An 806-nucleotide genomic window follows, 5' to 3' on the forward strand; every position below is an offset into this window, starting at 1 on the left:
AACGCCGATGCCGATAGCCGCCACCGTCAAACCGCCGATAATCTCAAGCACATCAGACATAGCCCCTGATAGCATATCGAATCGCTTGCGGTCAATCTCGTTATTTGCTAGAGAATAAGACGCTGCGGCGGCGCATGGAGTTGCGTCGGGCAAGAAGGGTTTAGGACACCGCCCGAACCGCAGCCACTTCACCTCGCGTTCCCCATGTGTTCTAAAGGGCCATGAGGATTCGCTACCGCACCCTGCTAGACTTCCGCAGACAGGGCGTAATGGTAGAGGTGCGCTGCCGAGCCTGCGGTCATGTCGGTGAGTTCGATCCCACCCCGCTTTCCCTGAAGTTCCAGCGCAACAAGTGGCGGCTGCATCTACCCCAAGCTGAAGCGTATTTCCGATGCAAATGCGGGGTGAAGAATTGCGAGGTCAGGCCGGGAAGAGGACTTGCGAACAAAGGGTGAATCGGGTAGGTAGGAATTGCTGCGGCGGCGCTGAAAGCAGAAGCGCTCATGTGGTGCGCGGGGACCACAGTCATTGCCCCCGCCATGTTGCCGACCAAGCCGGAGTAGCGACCGGCCCGCAGCTAACACCACCCTCGCCTACCCTTACCATAAGGACGGGCAAGACCTTCCTTCACAAGCTGCCGGCCTACGTCCACACCGTCCACGGTAAGCCTCGCAAGGGTTCGGCCGTACCGGTCAAAGCCATCGCGATGCACCTTCACCGGCCCACGGTTCAGCAGCACGACAAGCCGATCCCTCGCGCGGATCGCTAGGCGCTTCTCCCGATCGCACTTCCCGTTCATTTCGGCA

At 59.8% G+C, this 806-nt stretch carries 1 protein-coding gene; it reads right to left on the minus strand.

The genetic code is table 11. The annotated features are described in order from the left end of the window. Positions 1 to 577: 577 nt before the first annotated feature. Positions 578 to 799 (minus strand): thermonuclease family protein, encoded by a 222-nt coding sequence (locus HUV48_RS14180; protein WP_225871737.1) that lies wholly within the window; start codon positions 797 to 799, stop codon positions 578 to 580. Between the last annotated feature and the right edge of the window lie 7 nt (positions 800 to 806).

The sequence above is a fragment of the Qipengyuania atrilutea genome (assembly GCF_013370205.1).
Classification (GTDB): domain Bacteria; phylum Pseudomonadota; class Alphaproteobacteria; order Sphingomonadales; family Sphingomonadaceae; genus Actirhodobacter; species Actirhodobacter atriluteus.

Coding starts and splice junctions, on each gene's coding strand:
- HUV48_RS14180 (WP_225871737.1), bottom strand. CDS start 799: ATGAACGGGAAGTGCGATCGGGAGAAGCGCCTAGCGATCCGCGCGAGG.